This window comes from Amycolatopsis rhizosphaerae, assembly GCF_007713715.1.
Taxonomy (GTDB): Bacteria; Actinomycetota; Actinomycetes; order Mycobacteriales; family Pseudonocardiaceae; genus Amycolatopsis_E; species Amycolatopsis_E rhizosphaerae.
The window spans coordinates 1-5,719 of the sequence record NZ_VJWX01000458.1; the positions used below are offsets into that span (position 1 = coordinate 1).

The 5,719-nt window shown below is 67.9% G+C and carries 6 protein-coding genes and 1 tRNA gene; 3 read left to right on the top strand and 4 right to left on the bottom strand.

Annotated features, from left to right (window positions below; all coding sequences use genetic code 11):
- The 3 genes from FNH05_RS30475 to FNH05_RS30485 form a co-directional block, all read left to right on the top strand.
- The coding region (locus FNH05_RS30475; RefSeq protein WP_144592307.1) for a replication initiator at positions 1–1,248 on the top strand (1,248 nt) is incomplete at its 5' end.
- Between the two features lie 17 nt (positions 1,249–1,265).
- Entirely contained in the window at positions 1,266–1,490 is a 225-nt protein-coding gene (locus FNH05_RS30480) for an excisionase family DNA-binding protein (protein WP_246128027.1), read from the top strand.
- Position 1,491: 1 nt separating this feature from the next.
- Positions 1,492–2,712: a tyrosine-type recombinase/integrase gene (locus FNH05_RS30485; RefSeq protein WP_144592308.1), complete on the top strand. Its 1,221-nt coding sequence runs from the start codon at positions 1,492–1,494 to the stop codon at positions 2,710–2,712.
- A gap of 79 nt (positions 2,713–2,791) precedes the next feature.
- Here the strand turns inward: FNH05_RS30485 and FNH05_RS30490 are convergent.
- From FNH05_RS30490 to glp, 4 genes are all read right to left on the bottom strand, one after another.
- A tRNA-Ala gene (locus FNH05_RS30490) sits at positions 2,792–2,864 on the bottom strand.
- A 55-nt stretch (positions 2,865–2,919) separates the two neighbouring features.
- On the bottom strand, positions 2,920–3,669 hold the full coding sequence (gene sepX, locus FNH05_RS30495; protein WP_144592309.1) for a divisome protein SepX/GlpR: 750 nt from the start codon (positions 3,667–3,669) through the stop codon (positions 2,920–2,922).
- 142 nt (positions 3,670–3,811) lie between these two features.
- The gene (locus FNH05_RS30500) at positions 3,812–4,471 is read right to left on the bottom strand and encodes a GNAT family N-acetyltransferase (RefSeq protein ID WP_144592310.1); all 660 of its coding nucleotides are present in this window, start codon (positions 4,469–4,471) and stop codon (positions 3,812–3,814) included.
- A 15-nt stretch (positions 4,472–4,486) separates the two neighbouring features.
- Positions 4,487–5,719, bottom strand: a 1,233-nt coding sequence (glp, locus tag FNH05_RS30505; RefSeq protein ID WP_144592311.1) for a molybdotransferase-like divisome protein Glp, incomplete at its 5' end; no start/stop codon positions are given.

Genomic DNA, 5,719 nt, shown 5'->3' on the forward strand with positions numbered 1-5,719 from the left:
GGGGGCCAGGCCGACGAGCTGCGGGACGAGATCCGCGGTGTAGATGAGGAACTTCGGCAACTCGGCATGCGGCGCAGCCTCCCCTCCCCCGACCTGCCCGAGCGAGGGCCGAAGAAGCGGTCCACGAAGCGGCGGCAGGACGCACCGAACCTGCCTCGGCGGAAGGTCGCCAAGACCACGGTCGGCAGGGAGTACGCGGGGCGGTTCCGGCCGTCGATGTTCATCACGCTGACCTGCGACACCTACGGCCGGGTGCGCGAGGACGGCACACCGGTGGATATGTCGACCTATGACTATCGGCGGGCGGCGCGGGATGCGGTGCATTTCTCATCCCTGGTGGATCGGTGGTGGCAGAACTTGCGCCGGGTCGTCGGGTGGGATGTGCAGTACTTCGCCACCGTCGAACCACAAAAGCGGGCCGCACCGCATCTCCATACCGCCCTGCGGGGATCGATCCCGCACCACGTGGTCCGACAGGTCACGGAGGCGACCTACCACCAGGTGTGGTGGCCCAACCATGACCAGGTCGTCTACGGCGGCGACCGGCTACCCGTGTGGGATCCGCGTATCTCGTCCTTTGTGGACCCCGACACCCGGGAACCGCTGACCACCTGGGATGAGGCGGTCGAGGACGTGGACGAACCGGCGCACGTCGTCTCCTTCGGGCGGCAGGTGCACTCCAAGGGCATTCTCGGCGGCACCGAAGAAGCCGGTCGGCATATCGGGTATCTGACCAAGTACCTCACCAAGTCCACGGGGGAGGTGATCGAGGCTTCCTCGGCGAGGCAGCGGGAGCACCACGACCGGCTTCACGCCGAACTGGTCGTCACCCCGTGCTCTCCACGGTGCCCGGTCTGGCTGCTCTACGGCATTCAACCCCTCGGGGCGACCAGCCGGACGACTCCGGGACACTGCAAGGGAAGAGCGCATCGCCGCGCCACCCTCGGGCTTCCAGGGCGCCGGGTCCTGGTGTCGCGCAAGTGGTCGGGCAAGACGCTCGCCGACCACAAGGCCGACCGCAAAGCCTTCGTGCGGGACATGCTCGCCGGAGTCGGCATCGAAAAGCCCGAACAGGACACCTCCCGGCTCATCTGGCGCAAAGTCCAACCAGGCGACCGAGACGCACCACCACGCGCCCACCTGCTCCTACACGCCATCGCCGAACGCATCGCCTGGCGAGCCGAATACGACCGCGCACTACTCGCAGCAGCACCGCCAGAAACTTCGGCAATTCCGCAAGCAGCCTGAGAACCTGGGGAGGAAAGTTGAACGAGAAGACTGGCCGCCTCAGAGTGGTCGACGACATGACGATCCGTCGGAAGTGGCACACCGTCGCCGAGGTCGCGGAGATGCTGGGCTACGGGCTGTCGAAAACGAAGATGCTCGTAGCCACGGGCCAGATCCGATCCATTAAGGACGGTCATCACCGGCGCATCCTGCCGGAGTGGGTGGATCAATACATCAGCGCTCGCGTGTCGGAGGCGGCCTGACATGACCGCCAAAGCACGCGCGAACGGTGAAGGGTCGATCTTCCCTTACCGACAGGGGTTCGGGGCGTACGTGTGGGTCCTCACGCCGATAGGCGAGAAGAAACGCAAGTACGTGTACGGCAAGAGCCGTGAGGAGGTGCATGAGAAGTGGCTCAAGCTGCACCAGGCGGCCAAGGATGGCCCTGTCGCCTCCCGCGTGCCACGGCTCGACCAGTACTTGCAGTATTGGCTGCACGAGGTGATCAAACCGAACCGCGCTCCACTTACCTTCGTGAACTACGAGCTGTTCGTGCGGCTCTACATCACGCCCGGTCTCGGAGCCGTCCGGCTGGACCGGCTCCAGGTCCGGGACGTGCAGAAGTGGGTGAACAAGATCCCGGGTATCTGCCAGTGCTGTGCTCAGGGCAAGGACGCTCGACGCGACAAGAAGCGTCAGCGGTGCTGTGCGCGCGGGATGTGCTGCAAGGAGGTCCCGTCGGCGCGGACAGTGGCCGATATCCGGGCATGCCTTCGGTCGGCGCTGTCGAATGCCGTACGTGAGGAGCTGATCAGCAAGAACGTGGCGGCGAAGGTCATCCTGCCCACCGTTCGCAAACGCAAGGGCAAGGTGTGGTCCAGCGAGGAAGCGCGACAGTTCTTGGAGTCCGCTCGTCGCGACGGCGATCCTTTGTACGCCGCATATGTGCTGATCCTGGTCCTCGGCTTGCGCAAGGGCGAGGTGTTGGGGCTGACCTGGGACGACGTCGACTTTGAGGCCGAAGAACTGGCGGTGGCCCTCCAACTCCAGCGCGTTCAACGGCGGCTGCTGCACCGCGAAACCAAGACAGAAGCGTCGGACGACGTGCTTCCGCTGGTCGGCATCTGCGCTGCGGCGCTTCGTCAACGTCGGCGGGAGCAACTGGCGCATGCCACGGCAGCCGGTGCGGTGTGGCAGGGATCGAAACTGATCTTCACCACCCGCTCGGGAACGCCGGTCGAGCCGAGGAACTTCAACCGCTCGTGGGATGGCCGCGTAGCCCGGTCCGGCGTGCCGAAGATCACCGTCCACGACGGCCGTCGGACATGCGCGACGCTGCTCGTCGACCTGGAGGTACATCCGCGTCAAGTCATGCAGATCCTGCGTCACGCCCAGTTCTCCGTGACCATGGAGATCTACGCCAAAGCATCGGACAAGGCCACCAAGGACGCTCTGAAGCGACTGGGAAACAGCCTCGACGGTTGAGGTGCGTTGCTGTACTTCACTGCTGTACGAACGCCAGAGGCCCGGCTCGAAATCCGCGAGCCGGGCCTCTGACCTGCTGTGGAGCTGAGGGGAATCGAACCCCTGACCTTCTCGATGCGAACGAGACGCGCTACCAACTGCGCTACAGCCCCTTAAGGAAGCTCGCATAGCTTAGCAACGCCCATCGGAGGGCGATCACCGGGGGGTCTATTCCCCGGCGGCCCTCCGGAACGGCAGCTGCCCCGGGTCGTCGAGCTCGTGAAACTCCGGGTCTTCGTCGTCGATGTCGAGCACCACCGCGTTGCCGGGGACCCGGGGAGCCGACGAGGGCCGCGGCTCGACTCGAACCCCTTCGGCACGCTCGGGAACGTCCTGCTCGTACTCCTCGGTCTCCGAGAGGTGGGGCGCTTCGCGCCGGACACGGCCGCGGTTGAGCCGGGCGAGCCGCCGCTGCCGGATCTCGTTCTCGATCCGCACCTGGCGACGCAGGTACACGAGGTAGGCGACGAGGATGGCGTCGAGTGCGCCGTGCGCCCACCACAGGGTGGTGGACAGGAAGCCCGCGGCGAAACCGGCGATCACGGCCAGCACGATCACGGCCAGCACGACTCGCTGCCGGAACGCGTACTTGGCGCGGGCCGCGAGTTCCGCGGCCTCGGGGTCGAACCCACCACGGCCGGGCCGGTACCGGCGTTCACCGGCTCGAGCCGACGGGCTCGGCTCGTCCTCGAACTCCTCCACCTCGACCGGTTCGTGCTCGGCGCCGTCGCCGGCGGCCTCCGCCATCGCGAACTCCTCTTCCCCTTCTTCTTCCGCACCGCTTCCGCTCCGCACCACCCGTGCGGCCAGCTCGGAGTCCGCCGTGCGGGCGATGGCCTGGCGCTTGCGCACGACCATGGGCACGAGAACGACAAGCCACGCCGCCGCGAGGGCGACGATGATCAACGAGCTGGGCATCCCCTCTGTCACCTCCCCCGATCTTTGCTACATACCGTCACGCTAGCCACAGGAGTAACAGAACTCCGGGAGCCACGCCGCTGAAACCGAGAAAAAGGGTCACCACTTGAGGTGAACATCGAGCCGTGTGGTAACGGGGATTTCACGCGCGTTCGGCGTGCCCGGCATCGATCAATCTGCGCACCAGGCCGGGGCCCGTCTCCTCCGCGGTGATCGCGAAGCAGAAGTGGTCCCGCCAGTCGCCTGCGACGTCGAGATACCGCTGGAACAGGCCTTCCTTGCGAAAACCCGCCTTGCTCAGCACGCGGATGCTCGGCTCGTTCTCCGGTCGCACCGTCGCCTCGATCCGGTGCAGGCCCGCCGCACCGAAGGCGTGGTCGACCACCAGTGCGACCGACCCGGTCGCCACGCCACCGCCAACAACGGTCGATGACACCCAGTAACCGACCCAGGCGGACCTCAGTGAGGCGCGGATCACGTTACCGACAGTGATCTGTCCGGCGAACTCGCCGTCGACGGTGATCACGTAGGGCAGGCACTGCCCGCGCCGCGCCAGGCCGCGCAGGGCCAGCCACTGCGAGGGCCAGGACCAGAAGCTGTTCCGCTCCTGCCATGGCCCCGGCGAGGTCGGTTCCCACCGTTCCAGATGGGCCTGGTCGCGCAGCCGGATGCGGCTCCACTCACCGGCGTCCCGCAGGCGGATCGGCCGCAACTCCACCGTGCCCGCGGCGACTCGCAGCGGCCCGAGGTGGCTGGGCCAGCCGGGGTGACGGGACTCCAGGTCGTACCTCGCGGGCTGCACCGCCGTATTTAACCGTCACACCCGTTGCGCGAGGAAGGTCACCCGTACCTGATCACCCATCGGCACCTCGGTGAGGTCCTCGTCGACGTTGATCAGGCAGTTCGCTTCGGCCAGCGAAGCGAGCAGGTGGGCCCCGGACGTTCCCAGCGGCTGAACCAGGTACTCACCGGTGCGCTCGTCCCGGAGCAACTGGCCCCGGAGGAAACCCTTGCGCCCCTTGGTCGAGGTCACCGGCGACAGCAGCCGGGCGCTGACCATCCTGCGGTGCGGGTTGCGGGTTCCGCGGGCGGCCCTGATCAGCGGCCGGATCAGCACCTCGAACACCACGAGCGCGCTCATCGGGTTGGCCGGGAGCAGGAACGTCGGCACCGAATCCGGCCCGAGCCTGCCGAAGCCCTGCGCCGAACCGGGATGCATGGCCACCCGGGTCACATCGATCCGCCCCATCTCGGACAGCGCGGCGTGCACCTCGTCGCCCGCGGCGCCGCCGGCCCCGCCCGCGACGACCACGACCTCCGACATCAGAAGCCTGCCTTCGACGACCTCCCGCAGCCGCTTCGGGTCGCTGGGCACGATCCCGACCCGGCTGACCTCGGCGCCCGCGTCACGAGCGGCCGCGGCCAGTGCGTAGGAGTTGACGTCGTAGACCTGGCCGACCGAAGGCGCGCGGTCGATGTCGACCAGTTCGTCGCCGACCGAGACGATGGACACCCTTGGCCGCGGATAGACCAGCACCTTCGACCGCCCGACCGCGGCGAGCAGGCCCACCTGCGCGGCGCCGATGGTGTCGCCCTGGCGCACGGCCACGTCGCCGATCTGCACGTCCTCGCCGGTCCGGCGCACGTACCCGGCCGAAGGCACGGACCGGTGCACGGTGACCTTCGCGGGATGCCCGTCGGTGTAGGCGGTGGGCACCACGGCGTCGGCCAGCGTCGGCAGCGGGGCACCGGTGACCACCCGCACCGCCTGACCGGGCTGCAACCGGCGCGGCTGCCGCGAGCCCGCCATGATCTCACCCACCACCGGCAGCTGCACCGGCTCGTCGCCGTCGGCCCGCAGATCCACGCTGCGGACCGCGTATCCGTCCACGGCGGCCTGGTCGAAGCCGGGCAGGGCGTGTTCCGCCACGACCTCCTCCGCGCAGAGCAGTCCCTGCGCCTCGGAGATGGCGACCCGCACGGGGCGCGGACGCACCGCCGCTTCCAGCACGAGCGCCAACTGCTCGTCGACCGGGCGGAACTCCTGCGC